The 19,551-nt window shown below is 58.1% G+C and carries 16 protein-coding genes and 1 tRNA gene; 8 read left to right on the forward strand and 9 right to left on the reverse strand.

The window, feature by feature from the left end; genetic code table 11:
* Nucleotide 1: 1 nt before the first annotated feature.
* The 5 genes from ACR0DG_RS17305 to speB all read left to right on the forward strand — a co-directional run bounded on the left by ACR0DG_RS17305 (nucleotide 2) and on the right by speB (nucleotide 6,392).
* The gene (locus ACR0DG_RS17305; protein ID WP_480699543.1) at nucleotides 2-1,084 is read left to right on the forward strand and encodes a DUF1513 domain-containing protein; all 1,083 of its coding nucleotides are present in this window, start codon (nucleotides 2-4) and stop codon (nucleotides 1,082-1,084) included.
* A gap of 100 nt (nucleotides 1,085-1,184) precedes the next feature.
* A complete protein-coding gene (speA, locus tag ACR0DG_RS17310; protein WP_480699545.1) occupies nucleotides 1,185-3,074 on the forward strand; it encodes a biosynthetic arginine decarboxylase in 1,890 nt (629 codons plus the stop codon).
* Between the two features lie 14 nt (nucleotides 3,075-3,088).
* Nucleotides 3,089-4,300, forward strand: coding sequence for a saccharopine dehydrogenase family protein (locus ACR0DG_RS17315; RefSeq protein WP_480699547.1), 1,212 nt, complete (start codon nucleotides 3,089-3,091; stop codon nucleotides 4,298-4,300).
* Nucleotides 4,301-4,383: 83 nt separating this feature from the next.
* Nucleotides 4,384-5,553 (forward strand): carboxynorspermidine decarboxylase, encoded by a 1,170-nt coding sequence (gene nspC / locus ACR0DG_RS17320; RefSeq protein ID WP_480699549.1) that lies wholly within the window; start codon nucleotides 4,384-4,386, stop codon nucleotides 5,551-5,553.
* Nucleotides 5,550-6,392, forward strand: a complete 843-nt coding sequence (speB, locus tag ACR0DG_RS17325; protein WP_480699551.1) for an agmatinase — start codon at nucleotides 5,550-5,552, stop codon at nucleotides 6,390-6,392. The genes nspC and speB overlap by 4 nt, the downstream gene beginning before the upstream one ends.
* Here speB and ACR0DG_RS17330 read toward each other — a convergent pair.
* On the reverse strand, nucleotides 6,389-6,979 hold the full coding sequence (locus tag ACR0DG_RS17330; RefSeq protein WP_480699553.1) for an HD domain-containing protein: 591 nt from the start codon (nucleotides 6,977-6,979) through the stop codon (nucleotides 6,389-6,391). The two genes, speB and ACR0DG_RS17330, sit on opposite strands and share 4 nt — an antisense overlap.
* Before the next feature lie 100 nt (nucleotides 6,980-7,079).
* Between ACR0DG_RS17330 and ACR0DG_RS17335 the strand changes: the two genes are divergently transcribed.
* Nucleotides 7,080-7,910 carry a LysR family transcriptional regulator gene (locus tag ACR0DG_RS17335; RefSeq protein ID WP_480699555.1) on the forward strand — a complete coding sequence of 277 codons (831 nt, stop codon included), beginning with the start codon at nucleotides 7,080-7,082 and terminating at the stop codon, nucleotides 7,908-7,910.
* Here ACR0DG_RS17335 and lptF read toward each other — a convergent pair.
* Both lptF and ACR0DG_RS17345 read right to left on the reverse strand, forming a co-directional pair.
* Nucleotides 7,907-9,046 carry an LPS export ABC transporter permease LptF gene (lptF, locus tag ACR0DG_RS17340; protein WP_480699557.1) on the reverse strand — a complete coding sequence of 380 codons (1,140 nt, stop codon included), beginning with the start codon at nucleotides 9,044-9,046 and terminating at the stop codon, nucleotides 7,907-7,909. The genes ACR0DG_RS17335 and lptF overlap by 4 nt on opposite strands.
* Before the next feature lie 119 nt (nucleotides 9,047-9,165).
* Nucleotides 9,166-9,241: transfer RNA gene (locus ACR0DG_RS17345), tRNA-Trp, on the reverse strand.
* A gap of 143 nt (nucleotides 9,242-9,384) precedes the next feature.
* Here ACR0DG_RS17345 and ACR0DG_RS17350 point away from each other — a divergent pair.
* Nucleotides 9,385-10,089: a lysophospholipid acyltransferase family protein gene (locus ACR0DG_RS17350; protein ID WP_480699559.1), complete on the forward strand. Its 705-nt coding sequence runs from the start codon at nucleotides 9,385-9,387 to the stop codon at nucleotides 10,087-10,089.
* On the opposite strand, the gene ACR0DG_RS17355 is transcribed toward ACR0DG_RS17350, so the two are convergent.
* From ACR0DG_RS17355 to ACR0DG_RS17375, 5 genes are all read right to left on the reverse strand, one after another.
* On the reverse strand, nucleotides 10,086-10,331 hold the full coding sequence (locus ACR0DG_RS17355) for a MoaD/ThiS family protein (RefSeq protein WP_480699561.1): 246 nt from the start codon (nucleotides 10,329-10,331) through the stop codon (nucleotides 10,086-10,088). The two genes, ACR0DG_RS17350 and ACR0DG_RS17355, sit on opposite strands and share 4 nt — an antisense overlap.
* The gene (locus tag ACR0DG_RS17360) at nucleotides 10,324-12,579 is read right to left on the reverse strand and encodes a xanthine dehydrogenase family protein molybdopterin-binding subunit (RefSeq protein WP_480699563.1); all 2,256 of its coding nucleotides are present in this window, start codon (nucleotides 12,577-12,579) and stop codon (nucleotides 10,324-10,326) included. The genes ACR0DG_RS17355 and ACR0DG_RS17360 overlap by 8 nt, the downstream gene beginning before the upstream one ends.
* On the reverse strand, nucleotides 12,579-13,058 hold the full coding sequence (locus ACR0DG_RS17365) for a (2Fe-2S)-binding protein (RefSeq protein ID WP_480699565.1): 480 nt from the start codon (nucleotides 13,056-13,058) through the stop codon (nucleotides 12,579-12,581). Before ACR0DG_RS17365 ends, ACR0DG_RS17360 begins: the two co-directional genes overlap by 1 nt.
* The gene (locus ACR0DG_RS17370) at nucleotides 13,055-13,921 is read right to left on the reverse strand and encodes an FAD binding domain-containing protein (protein ID WP_480699567.1); all 867 of its coding nucleotides are present in this window, start codon (nucleotides 13,919-13,921) and stop codon (nucleotides 13,055-13,057) included. The genes ACR0DG_RS17365 and ACR0DG_RS17370 overlap by 4 nt, the downstream gene beginning before the upstream one ends.
* A 128-nt stretch (nucleotides 13,922-14,049) precedes the next feature.
* A complete protein-coding gene (locus ACR0DG_RS17375) occupies nucleotides 14,050-17,262 on the reverse strand; it encodes a reductive dehalogenase (protein WP_480699568.1) in 3,213 nt (1,070 codons plus the stop codon).
* 75 nt (nucleotides 17,263-17,337) lie between these two features.
* On the opposite strand from ACR0DG_RS17375, the gene ACR0DG_RS17380 reads away from it, so the two are divergent.
* A complete protein-coding gene (locus ACR0DG_RS17380; protein ID WP_480699570.1) occupies nucleotides 17,338-18,234 on the forward strand; it encodes a LysR family transcriptional regulator in 897 nt (298 codons plus the stop codon).
* A 41-nt stretch (nucleotides 18,235-18,275) separates the two neighbouring features.
* Here the strand turns inward: ACR0DG_RS17380 and ACR0DG_RS17385 are convergent, their stop codons facing one another.
* Complete coding sequence (locus tag ACR0DG_RS17385) at nucleotides 18,276-19,547, reverse strand: NAD(P)/FAD-dependent oxidoreductase (RefSeq protein ID WP_480699572.1); 1,272 nt, start codon at nucleotides 19,545-19,547, stop codon at nucleotides 18,276-18,278.
* Between the last annotated feature and the right edge of the window lie 4 nt (nucleotides 19,548-19,551).

Here is a 19,551-nt window from a genome sequence, read left to right on the forward strand (position 1 = left end):
CATGGCCAGCCGTCGACTTTTTCTTGCCGGTCTTGCCGCAGCCAGCCTGTCTCCGATACGTGGTTGGTCGATGGTCGGGGCACCAGACTTTCTCGCAGCTGCACTTTTTCCCGATGGGACGTACCGGCTGGCGGGTTTGACGGAACCCGGTGACATCCTTTTCACACTCCCCCTACCCGCGCGAGGCCATGCCGCCGCCGCGCATCCCTACCTGGCACAGGCAGTGGCATTCGCACGCCGCCCAGGCAGATTTGCGGTGGTTATCGACTGTGTAACTGGTCAGGAAATCCAGCGCCTACAGGCACCCGATGAGCGCCATTTCTACGGGCACGGCACGTTTTCGTCAGATGGCGCAACGCTTTTCACCACAGAAAACGACTTTGAGGCCGGAGAAGGCATCATCGGGGTCTGGGATACGGACAACTATACAAGACTAGGCGAATTTTCGTCGGGCGGAACGGGTCCGCATGACGTTCGCCTCATGCCGGATGGCCAAACGCTGGTGGTTGCCAATGGAGGGATCGAAACCCATCCCGACACGGGCCGAACCAAGCTGAACCTGCCAGTGATGCAACCCAACCTGACCTATCTTAATCAATCCGGCGCGGTGTTAGAGCAGGTAGAGCTTCCCCGGAAGCTCCATAAAAACTCGATCCGACATCTGGCTGTGCGGCCCGATGGATTGGTCGGCTTTGCCATGCAATGGCAAGGTGACACCGCAAAGTCACCCGCGCTACTTGGCCTTCACAGACGGGGTGAGGTTCCTCGCTTACTAAAAGCCCCGGAAGCTGAACAAAGCACTTTGCAAGGTTACGCTGGCAGTATCGCGTTTTCCGGGGATGGAAAAACAGTTGCGATCACCTGCCCACGGGGGAATTCTCTGCATCGTTTTGACGTTGCAACTGGTCAGCTACAAGACGCATTTACGTTGGAAGATGTCTGTGGCCTTGGCACCGGCAAGAACGGTTTTTTCTTTACCACCGGAACGGGGCTAGTCGGCGCAGTGTCAGCGACCCCGCAAGTATCTGCCCGCCCTGACTGCCAGTGGGACAACCACTTGATCCCGATCAGCCACGTAACATAAATTCGGCAATTCCCGTCACATAGATTACACTTGGAAGAATCAAATAGCTGCCGTATTGGCGGGCGCAAAACCGGCACCCTTTGAGTAAGGACTGACTTGATTGAAACAGACGCCCGACGCACCGCATTCCATCTACGGGGTTGAGAAATGGGGCAAAGGCCTCATTGAGGTGACGGAGCAGGGCGAGATCGGTCTGCGCAATCCCATGCACCCTGAGGCCGCCGCAATCAGCCTGCCCGGTATTCTGTCCGATCTGGATGACCGGGGCATCAAGGCCCCGATGGTTCTGCGTGTCACGTCCTATCTGGAACACGAAATCGCGCATCTGAACGAAAGCTTCCGCAGCGCCATCGCGCGCGTGAACTACAAGGGCAGCTATCGCGGTGTTTTCCCGATCAAGGTGAACCAGCAAGCACAGGTAGTCGACCGGATCGTCGAGTTCGGCAAGAAATACAACTACGGTCTGGAAGCGGGTTCAAAGCCCGAATTGGTCGTGGCGCTGGCCCATCGTCTGGCCCCTGAGGCGCTGATCGTCTGCAACGGCGTCAAGGATGCCGAGTTCATCCAACTGGCCATCCTGTCCCGCAAGATCGGCTTCAACACGGTCATCGTTCTGGAAAGCCCGAAAGAGGCGGATACGGTGATCGAGGTCTACAAGGAACTCGGCATCGAACCCCTGATCGGCGTGCGGGTGAAGCTGACCAACCAGATCAGCGGCAAGTGGGAAGAAAGCTCGGGCGACCGCTCGGCCTTCGGGATGAACACCGATCAGCTTGTCGCCACGGTGGACAAACTGAAAGCGGCGGGCCTGCTGCATTGTCTGAAACTGCAACATTCGCATCTTGGCTCTCAGGTGCAGGACGTCAACGACGTGCGCCGCGCCGTGGGCGAGGCGTGCCGCTACTATACCGAACTGACGCGCGAAAGCGTACCATTGACCCATCTGGACCTCGGCGGCGGCATGGGTGTGGACTATACGGGCGAGAAGAAAGCCGCCGAGAACTCGATCAACTACACGGTCGAAGAATACTGCGCCAACGTGGTCGAAACCGTCGCCTATGCGATGGATGAGGCTGAGATCAGCCACCCCACGCTGGTCACCGAAAGCGGCCGTGCGGTCGTGGCGACATCCTCGATGTTGGTGTTCAATGTGCTGGAAAGCACGCTTTACGATGCACCGACCGCACCGGATGTGGAATCTGACGACAACCATCTGGTTTCGGACCTTGCTGCCGTTCACGGATACCTCAGCCAAGATCGTCTGCAAGAATGCTGGAACGACGCCACCTTCTATCGCAACGAACTGCGTGCCTTGTTTCGCCGCGGCTATGTCGACCTGCGCCAGATGGCCCGCGCCGAGCGGATTTACCTGTCGCTCATGGCGCGCCTCAAGGCGCTGGCGGCCAGCGATGAACTGGACACGGATGTGGATGAACAGCTTGAGAAAGTGGCCGATATCTACCACTGCAACTTCTCGCTGTTCCAATCTCTGCCCGATGTCTGGGCCATCGACCAGCTACACCCGATCGTGCCCCTGCAAGGGTTGAACGAAACCCCCGACCGCCGCGCCGTCTTGTCAGACATCACCTGCGACAGCGACGGCAAGATCGACCGATTCATACTGGCCGACGGTGTCTCACCCAGCCTGCCGGTGCATTCCCTGCCCGAGGACGGCGAGTACTTCATGGGCGTCTTCTTCGTCGGCGCTTATCAGGAAACCCTTGGCGATCTGCATAACCTGTTCGGAGACACCAACGTCGTCACCATCGACCTGCGCGCCGATGGCGGCTTCGACCTGCTGCACGAGCAAGAGGGCGACACGATCAGCCAGGTCCTGTCTTACGTTGAATTCGACCCCCAAGACTGCGTCGCGGCCTTCCGCAAAATGGTGGACGAGGCGATCTCGACCGGTACTCTGCAAGCCAAGGACCGCAAAACCCTGATGAGCGCCTATCGCGACTCGATCAACGGCTACACCTATTACGAATAAGAAGGAGACAGACCATGGGCAAAACACTGGTTGTCGGCGCGGGCGGCGTATCCCACGCAGCCGTGCACAAGATGGCGATGAACTCGGACATTTTTACCGAGATCACACTGGCAAGTCGCACGAAATCGAAATGCGATGCCATCGCAGCGGCCGTCAAGGATCGCGTCGGCGTCGAGATCAAGACCGCAGAACTGGACGCCTACAAGGTCGAAGACACGGTCAAGCTGATCAAGGAAACCGGCGCTGAGATCCTCGTGAACCTCGCCCTGCCCTATCAGGATCTGGTGTTGATGGACGCATGCCTGGAGGCCGGCATCCACTACCTCGACACCGCGAACTATGAACCCGAGGATGAGGCCAAGTTCGAATACCACTGGCAATGGGCCTATCAGGAACGCTTCAAAGCGGCCGGCCTGACCGCCATCCTTGGCTCGGGCTTTGATCCGGGCGTGACATCCGTCTTCGCCACATGGCTCAAGAAACACAAGCTGGACACGATCCGCCAGATCGACGTGCTGGACGCCAATGGCGGCAGCAATGATCAGGAGTTCGCCACCAACTTCAACCCGGAAATCAACCTGCGCGAAGTGCTGGCCGAAGTCCGCCACTGGGAAGGCGGCGAGTGGAAAACCAGCCCGGCCATGACCCACAAGGTCGAGTTCGACTTCCCCGCCATCGGCCCCAAGAACATGTACCTGATGTATCACGAGGAACTGGAGTCGCTCAGCACCCACTTCCCCGAGATCGAGCGCGCCCGCTTCTGGATGACCTTCGGTGACGCGTATATCACCCACGCCAAGGTGCTGGAAAATGTCGGCATGACCCGCATCGACCCGGTGATGCATGACGGCAAGGAAATTATCCCGATCCAGTTCCTGAAAACCCTGCTGCCCGACCCCGGCGATCTGGGCGCGGAAACCAAGGGCAAGGCCTGCATCGGCGACATCGCCACTGGTCAGGCCAAGGACGGCTCGGGCGAGAAGACCTATTACATCTACAACATCTGCGACCACGAGGAATGCTTCGCCGAGGTCGGCAGTCAAGCCGTCAGTTACACCACCGGCGTCCCCGCCATGATTGGCGCAGCACAGGTGCTGAAAGGCAACTGGCGCGAGCCGGGTGTGTGGAACATGGAACAACTCGACCCCGATGACTTCATGGACATGCTGAACAATCACGGCCTGCCGTGGCAAGTCCACGAACTCGACGGCCCAGTAGAATTCTAGATCCAGAACTTCATCTGGCCAAAAATATCCCGGGGGGTCCGGGGGCAATGCCCCTGGCCTCTCCACAATCGGAGACACCGGACATGTCTGACATGATGACCACCCAAGCCGGAGACGCCGGTGCCTTCCGCAAGTTCGACCTGGCTCGCGTACCCACACCCTGCTTCGTGGTCGACGAAAAAGCCGTCGAACGCAACCTGCGCATCCTCTCTGACATCGGCACTCGCTCCGGCGCGCATGTGTTGAGCGCGCTCAAGGCGTTTTCGATGTTCTCGCTGGCCCCGCTTGTCCGACAGCACCTTGGCGGCTCTTGCGCCAGCGGCATCTACGAGGCACGTCTGGGCCGCGAGGAATATGGCGGCGAGGTCGCGACCTTCTGTGCCGGCTACAAAGATGCCGACATCGGCCAAATCCTGTCGCTCTCCGATCACATCATCTTCAACTCGCCCGCGCAAAAAGACCGTTTCCTGACCAAAGCCCAAGCCGCGAACGTTCAGGTCGGCCTGCGTATCAACCCCGAACATTCCGAGGGCGAGATTCCAAAATACGATCCCTGCGCGCCCTGCTCGCGCCTCGGCACTCCGATCAGCCAGTTGAGCGCCGAGACCCTGACCGGCGTCGATGGGTTGCACATGCACACACTCTGCGAACAGGGGTTCGAACCTTTGCAACGCACGTGGGAAGCGGTCGAACCCAAACTCAAACCCCTCCTCAAACAGCTCAAATGGCTGAACTTTGGCGGTGGCCACCACATCACACGCGATGATTATGACCGCGACGGGTTGGTGGCCTTCATCAAAACCATCCGCGAAACCTACAACGTGGAAATCTATCTCGAACCCGGCGAGGCCGTCGCCTTGGACGCAGGCATTCTGGTCGGCGAAATCCTCGACCTGCCCACCAATGGCATGAACCTGGCAATCACCGACATTTCCGCCACCTGTCACATGCCCGACGTGATCGAGGCCCCCTATCGCCCCGCCCTTATGGACGAGGCCGAAGCCGGCCATACCTACCGTCTCGGCGGGCCTTCATGCCTCGCAGGCGATGTGATCGGGGATTACACGTGGGACAAACCGCTGGAGATCGGCCAGCGCTTTGCCTTCCTCGATCAGGCGCATTACTCGATGGTCAAGACCAACACGTTCAACGGCGTGCCGCTGCCCACCATCGCGCTGTGGAACAGCGAAACGGACGAGCTAAAGATCATCAAACAGTTCGGCTATGACGACTTCAAGGACCGCCTTTCATGAGCATCTTTCTCGACAGTGAACTGACCGCCGCTGAACGCGGCGAAGACGCCCGGTTCCGTGTGATCCCGGTGCCGCTGGAGCGTACTGTGTCCTACGGGTCAGGCACCGCCAACGGTCCCGCAGCCATCATCGAAGCCAGTAACGAACTGGAACGCATCACCGGTCATGCGGAACCTTGCGTCGAAGGCATCTTCACAGAAGACACGCTGGATTGCGACGGCCCCTTGCCCGAGGTGATGGAACGACTTGCGCAACGCACCGAGGCAGCGGTGCGCGCAGGCAAGGTGCCGGTGACGCTGGGCGGAGAGCATTCGCTCAGCTACGGCGCGGTGATGGGCGTGGCGCGCGCGCTGAACCAGCCCGTCGGTATCGTCCAAATCGACGCACATGCAGACCTGCGCAATGCTTATCAGGGCGAGAAGCACTCTCACGCATCAGTCATGCATCTGCTGGCCGAAGAGGGCATCAAACTGGCCCAATTCGGCGTTCGCGCCTTTTCCACCGAAGAAGCACACAGCCGTTTGAAAAACCACGTCTTCCATGTGGACGCCGAAGAGCTGGTCACTGGCAATATCCACGCTGTCGACCTGCCCGAAGACTTCCCCGAACTGGTCTACGTCAGTTTTGATGTTGACGGTCTGGACCCGTCACAGATGCCCGCCACCGGCACACCGGTTCCGGGCGGGCTGGGGTATTACCAAGCGCTGCGGTTGGTCGAACACGCCCTAAAAGGCCGCAAATGCGTGGGCTTCGACGTTGTAGAACTGGCCCCCGATGGCAACGCGGCGTGGGATTTCACCGCCGCGCAGATCGTTTATCGGCTAATGGCGTCCTGTTAATCTTCGGCTGTCTCATTCAGTTCCATATGCCCTTCGCCCTTATTTAACACGCGGCGCAGCATGGGCTCGAAGAATTCCAGCGGCTTGGTCGGATAGTCAGGATCAAACGCCTTTTGATCGTATTCATGGCAGAAATAGCGGCAGTCTTCCCAATAAGGGCTGTCGCGGTATTTGTCGCGCGCATTGCGATCTCCGCCCAGGTGATGGTTGTAGTAGTAGCCCTGAAACACGCAGTGATGTTTCAAAATCCAATAAACCTTTTCGCTGACATAGGGTTTCATCATCGCCGCTGACAGTTCGCCATGATTGTAAGGCGACAGGATATCGCCAGTGTCATGGATCAGGGCAGCGACTACCAATTCCTCATCCGCGCCATCCTCATAGGCGCGGGTCGCGGCCTGAAGGCTGTGCTGGTAGCGGTTCACCGGGTAAGGCGTCCACTCTTCATCCAGCGATCGGATTGCGTCCAGAATACGATCGGGCAGCGCAGCATTATAGGCCTCTTCATACTCCATAACGGCGTCCCAATCTGCTTTGGTCGCCTCTTCAAAGCTTGTCCATGAGGGTTTGTGGCTTTTGTCCAGCATGACGCGACTCCCTAGCTGATGGTCTGTCGTATCTTAACCGCTCACACATTAGCAAAAAAATGAATTGATTTTATCAATTTGATGAAAAAATACTTTCAATATGCAAATCAAAGCTTTTGAGACTTTTCTATGCGTTGCGGAAACGGGTGGCTTTCACGCAGCGGCGCGTAAGCTGAACGTGACGCAAACGGCCATCAGCGCCCGCATCAAATCGCTGGAAGAGGAAACCGGCAAACCCCTTTTCAGCCGCGGCGCGGGTGGCACTAATCTGACCGAATTCGGCCGTCAGTTTCGGCCCTATGCAGAACAAATGCTATCGCTGTGGTCTTTTGCTTCTCGGGATCTGCCTGCGCAGACCCAGAATCGGATCGTGCTGAGGCTTGGATCCCAGCTTAGCATCTGGGACCCTTTGCTGGTCGACCTGGCAGTAAGGTTTGAGCAAAAGCTGGGACGGCTATTGCTGACGCTTAACTATGATCATGACCTAAACATGATCGACGCTGTTGCCACACATGTACTGGACGCCGCGCTGACCCATGAAAAACCTTCGGATACTCGCGTTGTTTTTCAAGAGCTTGACGCCGAGCGGCTGCTGCTGGTGGAAACACCTGATAGCGTTGGTGAACCCGTATTCGCCAATCTGGAGTTGGGGCAAGTTTACCAAGACCATATTCGAGAAACCGCAAGACAGGCCTCGAACCAAACGGTATTTCTTGGGAATTGCACCATGGCCCTGCGCTATGTCCTGCGGCGGAGCGGCATTGGGTATTTTCCTGAATATGTCATCGCTGAACACTTACAGTCCGGCGCGCTGAAACCTGTACGTGGGGCACGTGACCTCATGCTACCGCTGTATTTAGTGACGCGACCTGACAGCGCTAATTTTGATGATATCCGGACCTGTCTGACTGAACTTCGCAAACCCGGTTAAACCTTTGCCAACGTTTGGGAAGAAGCCTGGGCACGGGCGCGAATAAGCGGACGCCCCGCGATAAGAAGGAAAGCGCACGAGATCAAAATACCCATGATTGCGGGCAGATACAGCACGATCCATAGACCCGGATCATCAATTACGATTGGGGAAACAAACCCGCGGACGCCTTCGAGCAAAACCAGAATCGTGAACGCGCCGAAAATCTGTGGCCACAATCCGAAACGCGAAAAGCTGCCCAGCATCAAGGTCGCATATCCCGCCATAGCAACGGCAACGCAGATGGCGATCCATGAGAACCGTTGGTGCAGTTCTTCGATCAGTTCACCTTCAGTAAACCCCTCCGCCTCGGCAATCGCAGACCTGTTTTGCAACAGCTCTCCGGTCGGAATGGCCTCAAGGCTGCGTTCCGTCATTCTGTTGGTATTGGTCAGTCCCGAGATGTCGTAAGACGCATCCTCGAACAACGTCGATGACAACGTACGGCCCTGCTGATCCAGACGCAGCGCCACGCCATCCACCATGACAAGGTGAATCCCCAAGCCGTTGTTAACCAGATAGGCGGTCTTGCTGGAATAACTGACAGGGCTTGTTTCGTCGCGTCGGTCAGACACAAATACTTCGTGCAAGGTACCGTCCAGATCAATTTGCCCGATATACACGGTGACGCCATAGGCGGGATGCAGAAACTCACCTTCATTCAAAAGCTGCGCTGTGACGTCACCGGCAACTTCGGCCTGGCGGCGCTCCAACTGTTCAACCGAAGCGGGGCGCAGGAAAATACTGATGGAGGCCATCATTGCTCCGGCAACTAATCCGAACAGGAACACGGCGCGCGCCAGCCGCCAGGGGCTGGATCCTGTCGCCAACATCACCGTCAGTTCGCTTTCGCGGCTCAAGCGGTTTGTCGCGTAGACGGCGGCGGCAAAGACAGCCATCGGCATGACAGTGCGGATCAGAGTCGGCAACGTAAGCGCCGTGAACTCAAGGAACACAACAGCCGACTGGCCGCCGCTGATTACGCGATCAAACAGGCTGACAGATCGGGTAATCCAAAAGACACCCACCAGAACCAGGGTGAAAAAGCCGAATAGAATCAGCAATTGCCGCAGGAAATATCCATCGAAACGCGACATGTATCCTCATTCGACCATTGGGTGTTCAGCCGGACAATATGCCAATCAACAGGACGAGGAAACCGCAATGCTGGCGATTTGTCGAAATTGCCACGTTATCGTTCAAGTGTTTGAGGAAATGGCAGGGGCAGCAGGGTTCGAACCCGCGACCTACGGTTTTGGAGACCGTCGCTCTACCAACTGAGCTATACCCCTAAGGTGCGCCTCAGATATGACAGCCGCGCGGCGGACTCAAGAGGCTTTTTAAGATTCCGCCACTCAAACAGCAGATGACAAACAAGTTGCGCGCCGCGTCGAGTTCTATAAGACACGTTTTGCCCAACAGAAGGACCCCGCCTGTGAGTATTCGCAAGAAGATTGCCGACAGTGAAGCCGTCTTGAACTGGGTTGCGCGGCGCATTGCCTGGTATATCAGGCTGGTCAATCGCAATACGGAATGGCAGCGCATCGGGTATGAAGAGCTGGATCAACTGGCGGCCCAAGGCGAGCCGGTTATCGTTGTGCTTTGGCACCAGCGGCTAGCGCAATCCCCGTATTTCTACCCGTTGGACAAGGGCCGCATCTGTTCGATCACATCCTCTGCACGGGCCGGCAGCATGGTGGGCCGCGTTCAAAAGCTGTTCGGCATGGATACCATTGCCATGACCAGCAAACACAAAAGCAACGTCGCCGTATCGCGTGAAGTCATTGGGAAAGTCAAGCAGGGTATTTCAATAGGCATCGCAGCCGACGGCCCCCGCGGGCCGGAACGGGTGCTGTCCACGGTGCCCCTGGTCTGGGCACGCACGACTGGAAAGCGGGTGTTCGGGATCACCTTCTCCGCACAACACGGACGCGAGGCTGGCACATGGGATAGGTTGCTCATGCCCCGCCCCTGGCGCAACAAAGGTGTGTTTGTTTGCCGCGAGTGGACTGAAACAGTGCCCCGCAAAGCGACCGAAGAGCAGATCGAAGAGCTTCGTCAAAGCCTTGAACAACACATGAATGACATAACGGCAGAAGCCGACCGCATGGTCGATCGCGAACCCTGGTCGCCTGCTTAACCGCCTCTGAGGCGCTGCATTAGATAAACTTCGGCGCCTTCCGGTATGGGTTCGGTGAGGCCTGTGGCAATGACCCGACCGTCAACAGCAATAGAAACGCCAGCATCTATTGGGGCCTGAAGCTGCGGGTGTACCCGCACCAGCTCTCTTAACAATTCACCTGTGGTCTTGGCCTCAACCTCGACCACTTGCTGGCCCCCGGTCAATGACCGGAGACCAGACCAAAGATGGACCTCAACCATTGTCCTTGAGCGCCGCCAGAATACGCGGCGGGGACATTGGCAGTTGCTTCATCCGAACACCTGCAGCGTTCGACACAGCATTGGCGATCGCGGCCAAAGGCGGCACGATGCCCGTTTCACCCACTCCGCGTACACCGAATGGGTGGCCGGGATTGGGTACTTCGACGATGACCGTGTCGATCATTGGCAAGTCACTTGCAACCGGGATGCGATAGTCGAGGAAGATCGAGTTTTGCAGGCGACCATCCTCGCCATAGATGTATTCCTCGTTCAGCGCCCAACCAATGCCCTGCGCTGCCCCGCCCTGGTACTGGCCTTCCACATAGGTTGGGTGGATGGCTTTACCGGCGTCCTGAATGACAGTGTAGCGGGTGATCGACGTTTTGCCGGTTTCAGGGTCAACCTCAGCATCGACGATATGGGTGCCGAATGACACGCCAGCGCCTTCGGGTGTCGCCTCAAAATGGCCCGAGATCGGACCGCCGGTGCGTCCCATTTTCGCTGTGATGTCAGCCAAAGGCATAGGATCGAAATCACCTGCGTTCGGGCCGGAAGGCACCGCGCAGCCGTTTTCCCATTTCACCGCTTCGACCGGAATATCCCATTTGGCCGCTGCGCGTTCGCACAGCTTTTCAACCGCATGCCGGGCGGCCTTGATCGTGGCCAAACCCGATGCGTAGGTCACACGCGAGCCGTGGCTGACATCGTTGTAACCCAAGGTGGCGGTATCCGCGACGGTGACACGGATATTTTCGTAAGGAATGCCAAGTACTTCGGCAGCCATCAGTGCCATCGACGCACGCGAGCCGCCAATATCCGGCGTTCCGACCATAACCTGCGCCGAGCCGTCCTCGGACAGAGCCAGAGTTACGGATGTCTCGCCCCCGTGGTTGAACCAGAAGCCGCAGGAAATTCCCCGCCCCTGCCCCGGCTTCAACGGCGCTGAATAATGCGGATGTGCCTTGGCCGCTTCGAGGGTTTCCACCAGCCCGATGCGTTCATACCGGGGGCCATAGCTGGCCTTGGTACCCTCATGCGCCGCGTTCTTCAAGCGCACGTCGACCGGATCCAAACCCAGCTTGTTGCACAATTCGTCAATAACGGACTCGACCGCAAACGCCCCCATCGGCGCACCCGGCGCACGATAAGCGGCTTGTTTCGGACGGTTGGCCATGACGTCATAGCCGATCTGTTTGACGTTCGTCAGGTTGTAGGCCGCAAACGCGCACATCGCGGTCATGTCACATGGCGCGCCGGGGAAGGCACCGCCCTGCAGGCGAAATTCGCCACGTGCCGCAGTAATTGTGCCGTCCTTCTTCATCCCGATCTTGACGTCCATAGACGCCGAAGCAGTCGGTCCGGTCGAGCGGAACACCTCGGACCGGGTCATCACGATCTTGACGGGGCGGTTTGCCTTACGGCTCAGCGCCAGCGCGACCGGTTCGATGAACACGGTAGTCTTGCCTCCAAAACCACCGCCAATCTCGGACGCTGTCACACGCAGTTGCGAGGTTTCGATACCCAGCAGTGCCGCACAGGTTTTCTGCGCGATCCAGTGACCTTGGGTGGTGCACCACAGCTCACCCTTGCCATCGGCGCCCAAAGACCCAAGGCAGGCGTGCGGCTCGATGTAACCCTGGTGCGTGGCCTCGGTGGTAAAGCTGTCTTCGATGACCAGATCGGCCTCGGCAAAGCCCGCGTCCACATCACCATGCCCACTTTCGTGATAGCGCACGACGTTCGGGTGCAAACCCTCAGGGACCGAGTAGTCCGCAGCGCCTTCGCGGATAACAGGCGCGTCCGAAGCCATCGCCTTGTCCACGTCGGTCACGTGCGGTAGGACCTCGTATTCAACCTCGATCAGCTTTAGCGCATCACGCGCCGCCAGCGCAGACGTTGCCGCCACTGCCGCTACGGCATGGCCATCATACAGGGCTTTTTCGCCTGCCATGACGTTTTCCAGCACGTTCCAGAACTCGCCCTCGAGACCCGGAAAGAACGGCACGTCTGCAAAATCGGCACGTGTAACGACAGCTTTGACGTCTTTGTGCGCCTCGGCTTTCGAGGTGTCGATTTTGACGATCCGCGCGTGCGCATGAGGCGAGCGCAGAATAGCGCCATGCAGCATACCCGGTGCCGAGATATCAGCGCCGAACTTGGCGCGGCCCGTGACCTTGTCCAAACCGTCGGGACGGTCGGGGCGCGTGCCTATAAAATTGAATTCAGTTTTGCGATCGTCCAAAGCCATTATGACGCCTCCCGCATCTCAGCCGCCGTATCCATCACGGCGCGAATGATCTTGTCATAGCCGGTGCAGCGGCACAGGTTGCCTGCCAGCCAGTACCGGGTTTCTTCTTCGGTCGGGTTCGGGTTCTTTTCCAGCAACGACTTTGCCGCCACCAAAATACCCGGAGTGCAGATGCCGCATTGCAGAGCGGCATATTCGATCATCTTCTTCTGCAACGGATGCAGAACATCACCATCTGCAATCCCTTCAACGGTTTCGATCTGCTTTCCGTCGGCCTCGACGCCCAGCATCAGGCACGAACAGACCAGACGGCCGTCGACGGTAACCGAACAGGCACCGCAATCGCCGGTACCGCAGCCCTCTTTCGCGCCTGTCAGGTTCAGCTTGTCACGCAGACAATCCAGCAGCGTTTCGCGGGGGTCGCACAGATATTCGACACTGTCCCCGTTCACAGTCGTAGATACGTGGAGCTTGCTCATACTTCTTCTCCCTTTGCGCGGGCATATGCGATCTTGGCAGCGCGCTTGGCCAGAACACCAGCGACTTCGGTGCGGAATTCGATCGTACCACGCTTGTCGTCGATTGGGTTGCATGCAGCCGACGCAGCCGTGGCCAAAGCATCCAGGGCAGCATCGTCCAGCGTTGTGCCGATAATGGCCTTGGCGCAATCTTCGACAAGCAAAACGGTTGGTGCGACCGCACCCAAAGACACACGTGCCTCGGTGACCGTGTCACCGTCCAGCCGCAGGTTCACACCGACGCCGACAACGGCAATGTCCATCTCGGTGCGCGGAATAAAACGCAGGTATGCGTCGCCACCATTCGCGCCACGTGCGGGGATATTTACGGCGGAAATCACCTCACCCTTGGAAAGTGACGTTTTTCCCGGGCCGGTCGGGACATCCTCGACCGCGATCTCGCGGGTGCCCTCCGGACCGGTAACCGTCACGGTCACGCCCGCAGCTACCATTGCCGGGACCGAGTCCGCTGCCGGAGAGCCGTTGCACAGGTTGCCGGTCAAAGTGGCGCGGCCCTGAACCTGGGTCGACCCGATCAGATCCATAGCCTCGACCACACCGGGCCAGTCACTGCCAAGCTCGGGATACTCGCTCATTTCAGCACCGGTCGCAGCGACGCCCAGCGTCCAGCTGCCATCGGCATTGCGCGCTATATCACGCACACCATCAATTTTTTTAATGTCAATCAGCGTGTCTGGTGTAACCAGCTCTGATCGCAGCTGGACCAGGACATCGGTGCCGCCGGCCAGAAACCGCGTTACGCCCGTTGCGTTTGCAGCCAGTGCCGAGGCTTCGGCAAAACTGGCGGGGCTGTGGTAGTTCATGAAAGAGTCCTCGCGCCTGTTGATCAGGATTCACTGGGTTCGCGCGAAAACTAATGCAGCAACCCCGTCGCGTCCATGCCTCTGAGCGACGAAAATGCAATTCTTGCATGTCGTTTTTAGGTGACCGTTCATAGGTCCAGCTCAATTATTCCATCCACTTCCGCCGCGCGGCTTTGGCACAGGATCATGGCCCCTTCGCGCTGTTGATTGGAAAGAACAAAATCCCTGTGTTCCACCGCGCCGGATACCAAACCGCATTTGCACACACCGCAGATGCCGTCCGCGCATTTCACGTCAACGTGAATACCTGCCTCGTTCAACACTTCGGCGGCGTCTTTGTCTGCAGGTACGTGCAATTCCCGGCCTGATCGCACCAATCGAATAGTGAAAGGGTGATTCTCATATTCGGGTTGTTCGGGAACCGAAAAATACTCCAAATGCCGCGCCTCTTCGGGAAATCCCTGCGCCTCGGCTGCTTGGATCACGCCGTCCATGTACCGCTCGGGGCCGCAGGTGTAGACATGCCAACCGTTTTGATAGCCGGACAGAATGGCGTTCAGATCGGCGCGCGTTCCCTCGTCGGAAAAATGATAGTGCACGTGATCGGACCAAGGCATCTTTGCCAAGTCATCCAGATACCCGGCCGTGTTACGCGTACTGACGGAATAGTGCAGTTGGAACGGTTTGCCCAATGCGTGCAGCCGATGCGCAAAAGCTATCATGGGGGTAATACCGATACCGCCGCCCATCAAGAAGGTCTTGGTCGCGGTCTCGTCCAGCTCAAAATGGTTGATCGGTTTCGAGATGAAAACCTTGCGCCCCTCATTGAAAATCCGGTGCAACAAGGCAGAACCGCCGCGCCCTTCGTCCTCGCGCAGTACGCCGATCTGATAGGTCATAGGATCGGCAGGATCACCCGACATCGAATATTGACGCAGGAATTCCGGCGCGACCAGCACGTCCAGATGCGCGCCCGCCGTCCATTCGGGTAAGGCCGCACCGTCGAGTGTCGCGAATTCGTACTTGGTCACATCGGCGGTCATCTTGTCGACCTTGGTCAGTTCCACGCGCATCACCGGGGCATCGCCTGCAATTGTATAGCGATGGATCACCGACAGATCGCCTGCGGCTTTGCGCGCCTTGTATTCATCTGCTGTGACCATGGCCTGATAGGCTGCGATCCCGGCCTCTCGGTCCATGGCAAAGGGATAGGGCCAGGGGTGGGGGGCCAAATAGGCGGGGTAAACCGCCAGCGTCTGGTCCTCGTATTTCAGGTCGAGATCAGTTTGCAGATCACGTCGGTTCAAAGGATGCTTTGAGGGGCGATAGGCGCCGTCCGCCTGCAACTCAAGGTCCCACCACCATTTCTTGACGTCGTTCAGGCCGCCATTGCCCATCATGTCGTCCAACTTTGCCAATGCGGGCGCGGATTGCGGGATGTTCATCGCAGCCCAGCGAAAGGGGCGCTCTTTGAACAGTCCTTCGAGGTTCCAGGGGCAGGTTTTCATGCACCGGCCGCACATCGCTCCTCCCGGAGTGGTCACGCGGTAGGTTGCACATTTCTGGCTGTCGGATTTCCAGATCTCATAGCCGTTGAACATCAGCTTGGGCCCGGCGGTTATCGCACCTGACGGGCATTCGCGGGCACATTTGTTGCAGCTTTCGCAAAAGGTCTGCAGCCCGAAATCAATCGGTTTGTCATGATCCATCGGCATATCGGTGGTCACCGCACCGGACTTAAGACGTGGCCCGAGATACGGGTTCAGGATGACTTCGCCGATCCGGCTGACCTCTCCCAGCCCCGACAACAAAAGCAGCGGAGGTTGCAAGACCTCTCCGTCCATCACCGTATGGGCCTTGGCCTTGTAGCCAAGATTGCGGATTTGCTGCGCGATCACCCCACCCAACAGAGAGAAACGCAAATAAGCGCGCATTGACTGGGCAACGCTGATCCAGTCATCGCCGCTGGCACCCTCCATCGTTTCATAACCCTGATCGATGATCATACTGATGGCCTGATCATGGGGCGGAACGATCTCTTCACCCGTGGCATCATGCGAATACCACGCCCAATCCGGACACCGGCTGAGACCTACGGCGTCAACCCCAAGGAAATACGTCGCCGCCTTAATGTTCGCCGCGTTGCGGGCCGCATCGCTTGGTGGCACCGCATCGGCGCTATCCCCGTCTTGCAACAATACAAACGCCCCCAACGCGCGGCGCTGGGCAAAGCTGGGCGCGGCCTTGCGTGCGTAATATCCGCCCTTTGCCGCGTCTTGCAGGTTTTTGCCCATATCCCCGAACTGAGCCCGCGCGAACATGTCCGCCCGCTTGGGGACACGGGCAACGTTTTCTTCGTCGATATATGTGGTCGGCGTCTCGACCCGCTTGAGCTTTTCAAACGGGTGGGCACCGTCGACGTAGCGGCGTTTGGCATATGGATCCCGGTTCAGCGCATTCTTGGCAAACCCAGCCCCCAACCACCACGCCGGGCCTTGCGTGCGAAACCAGGGTTGCTGTGCCATTGGCTGCAAGGGTTGATCATGTGCGATGGGCATCTCGGTCGTCACGGCGGCCAATCCGAAACGGGTCCCAAGCCAGGGGGAAACGACATCTCCACCCTCGACCGACGCCAGACCGGCAGCGACAGCCAGCTTGCCCAAGTCCACTTCTGACGAGGTCGCCGTATGTGCCCTCGCATCATAGCCCAGCAGACGGATATAATTGGCGATCACCACGGCATTCTCTGTGGCTAACAAGCAAGCGCGGTGATCCTGCGCATCGATAATCCAATCCGCCCCGGGTTCTGATGCATCCGGGTCGCGGTTGTGTTCATACAGAAAAACGATGGCATGCTTATGCACCTGCATTGGCCTTGGCGCGGCCTCCATGCTTTCTTTCAGGTCGGCCATGATCACGTCGATCCCCGACGCCAGCGTCTTGGTCTGACGCGTTTTCAGCGCATATGCCAAACGATCTATGTCAGGATTTCGGCGCGGTTCAGGCAAAAGCGCTTCAGGCGATAATGGGCCGCAACCGACCATCGAAGCATCGTTGAAATACCCGAAAGCTTTCAAATGGTTGGCGCGCTCTGCCGCATCCGGGGGGATCTCGGATTTGACAGGATTCACAAACCCGTCGCGGATCGCGTCCATCATCGCTTGGAACTCGCCCATGGCGTTGACAATACTCTCCGGCTGGTCCGGACGGTGAAAGCTGAGCGCAGGATCGGGCTTTGCCACAGACAAGTCGGGCATTGCCGTCTGGCGCGCCAGCCGTTCCAGCGGGTAAGGCCCCATATGAACCGGTCTGTTTTTATCCGAAAAAAAGCGAATACCCATTCCAAGCCCCTTGTTTGCGCCCTTCCCATAACCCGGCGTAGACACCGAAACCATTCATGAATAATCATAGATAATATGAACAAAACTGATTTTACCGAACTGGACGGCAAGGTTCTGCGAGTCTTCCTGGCGATACTCGAGGAAACCTCGGTCTCGAAAGCTGCGGACCGGCTTGGAGTTACGCAATCGGCCATCAGCCATACTTTGGCCAAATTGCGAAACGTTCTGGGCGACCCTTTGTTCGTGCGATCAGGTCAGGGGCTTACGCCCACCGAACGTGCTCTTTCCTTGAAAGATCCGGTGCAGCGCGTTTTGGACGGGATGCGGGCATTGACCGAAGACCGGCCCTTTGATCCGATGTCCGAAGAGATGCATATCCAGATCGCCACTAATGATATGCCGCGAGAGTTGATCTTTCCCAAGCTGTTGCGAACCACACGGGCAGAAGGCATCCGTTTGCAAATGGGTTTCATACCGTCCGGCGTACCAGACCCTGACTTGCTGCGCAGTGACCGCTGCCAGCTTATGCTGACACCGCTGCCGCCCGACGGGCCAGATATCTTTCAGAAACGATTGCTACAAAGTCCACTGATGGTCTTTTACGACGCCGCACAACGCGAGCCCCCGTCAGACTGGGCAACCTACTGTGCCGCAGACCATGTTGAGGTTCGGTTTTCAGACGGGCGCAGCTCACGCGCGGTGATGCGCGGCGTGGATCAAACGCAAATCCGACCACCGACCGTCACCTTGCCCCATTTCAACGCGATCCCGTCTTTTGTGTCTGGCAGCAACCTGATTTCAACCGACACCGCCCTGATGAAACATGGACCCTTGGCCGCACTAGACTGCGCGCCGCTACCCTTCGCGTGTGAACCGGTTTCGATCTATATGGTGTGGCACCAGCGTTCAGCGAATGACCCGGCCCATCGTTGGCTGCGCGAGCGGATCGAAGTGATCGCGGCCACACTTTAAATATCAGACACGCTCCATCAGGGCAGACAGTCGCGTGAAGATCAGAACCTTGCCTTGACCAAATGGGTCAGCGCGGCCCCTGTCTCGAAATAAGCGCGACGCAAGCCTGTCCAACTTTCGGTATGCGTAGACACTGCCGGGATTGGCAAAAGGTCTGGATCGTCATTCACTAGGCTAAGCGCAGTCAAACGCCCGAAAACAGTACCCGGCCCGATACCACGTCCGGAAAACCCGTGTACCGACAACCCGTTCGGGCCAATCTGTGTGATTTTCGGGATATGGTCCGAGGTCATTGCGATCCGTCCATGCCATCCCGGCATCAACGTTTGATCCCGCAGTTGCGGATAAAGCTCGGCCATCTTTCGCCGGGCCCAAGCGCTATGCGCGTTACTGCCAGCATGGCCCAGATCACCCATGGCACCGATGATGAACCGGCCCTCCTGATCCAACCGGAAAGATGTCATAATCAACCCGGTATCCCAGCACCCTTCGCCACCTGCAATAACGCTGGCGCGGAGATTATCGCTGAGTGGGGCAGTCGCGAACTGGAAGTAATACACAGGCACGTAGGCTGGCGCGTGATCCTTCAATCCCTGATGGTATGCGTTCGTTGCCTGTATCACAGATTTCGCACGCACTGTTCCTCCGGCTGCCTGGATAACCCAAACGCCTGCCTCCTGCCCCATTGTCAAAACCGGGCTTTGAGTAAAGACCTGCGCGCCCGCTTCGATTGCCGCACGCGCCAAACCACGCACATATCCAAGGGGCTGGATCGCACCGGCGCGAGGGTCGAAAAGGGACCCGTGAAAAACGCCGCTGCCGGTCCGCTGAGACGTCTGTTCCGCGGACAACAATTCCACCGGCGCACCCGCGGCGCTGAGCTGTAAAAACCGGCTTTTCAGGTCTGCCAGCCCTGCTGGCGAGTGGGCGCAATGCAGCGTTCCAGCCCGGGTCGGCTCGCAATCGATGTTGTGCCGGTCGATCAGTTCAAACACGTCCGATGGGGCCTGCCCGAGAAGGTCGATCAGACGGCTACCTGCATCCGCACCCAGATGTGACCTTATCTCATCGGGTGGTAACCAAAGCCCTGCATTGGCCAGACCGACATTGCGGCCAGAACCGCCGTACCCAATCTCCTGCGCTTCAAGCAAGGCAACGGTTGCGCCTGCTTCTGCCGCCGCCAACGCGGCGGAGCACCCTGTATAGCCGCCCCCAATTACCGCCAGATCGACCGCTAGGTCACCGGCCAACGGGGCGCAATCGACATGCTCGCGACAGGTTTCGCGCCAAAGGGATTGGTCATAGTCGGTCACTTAG

This window comes from Ruegeria sp. BG8 (assembly GCF_056538325.1).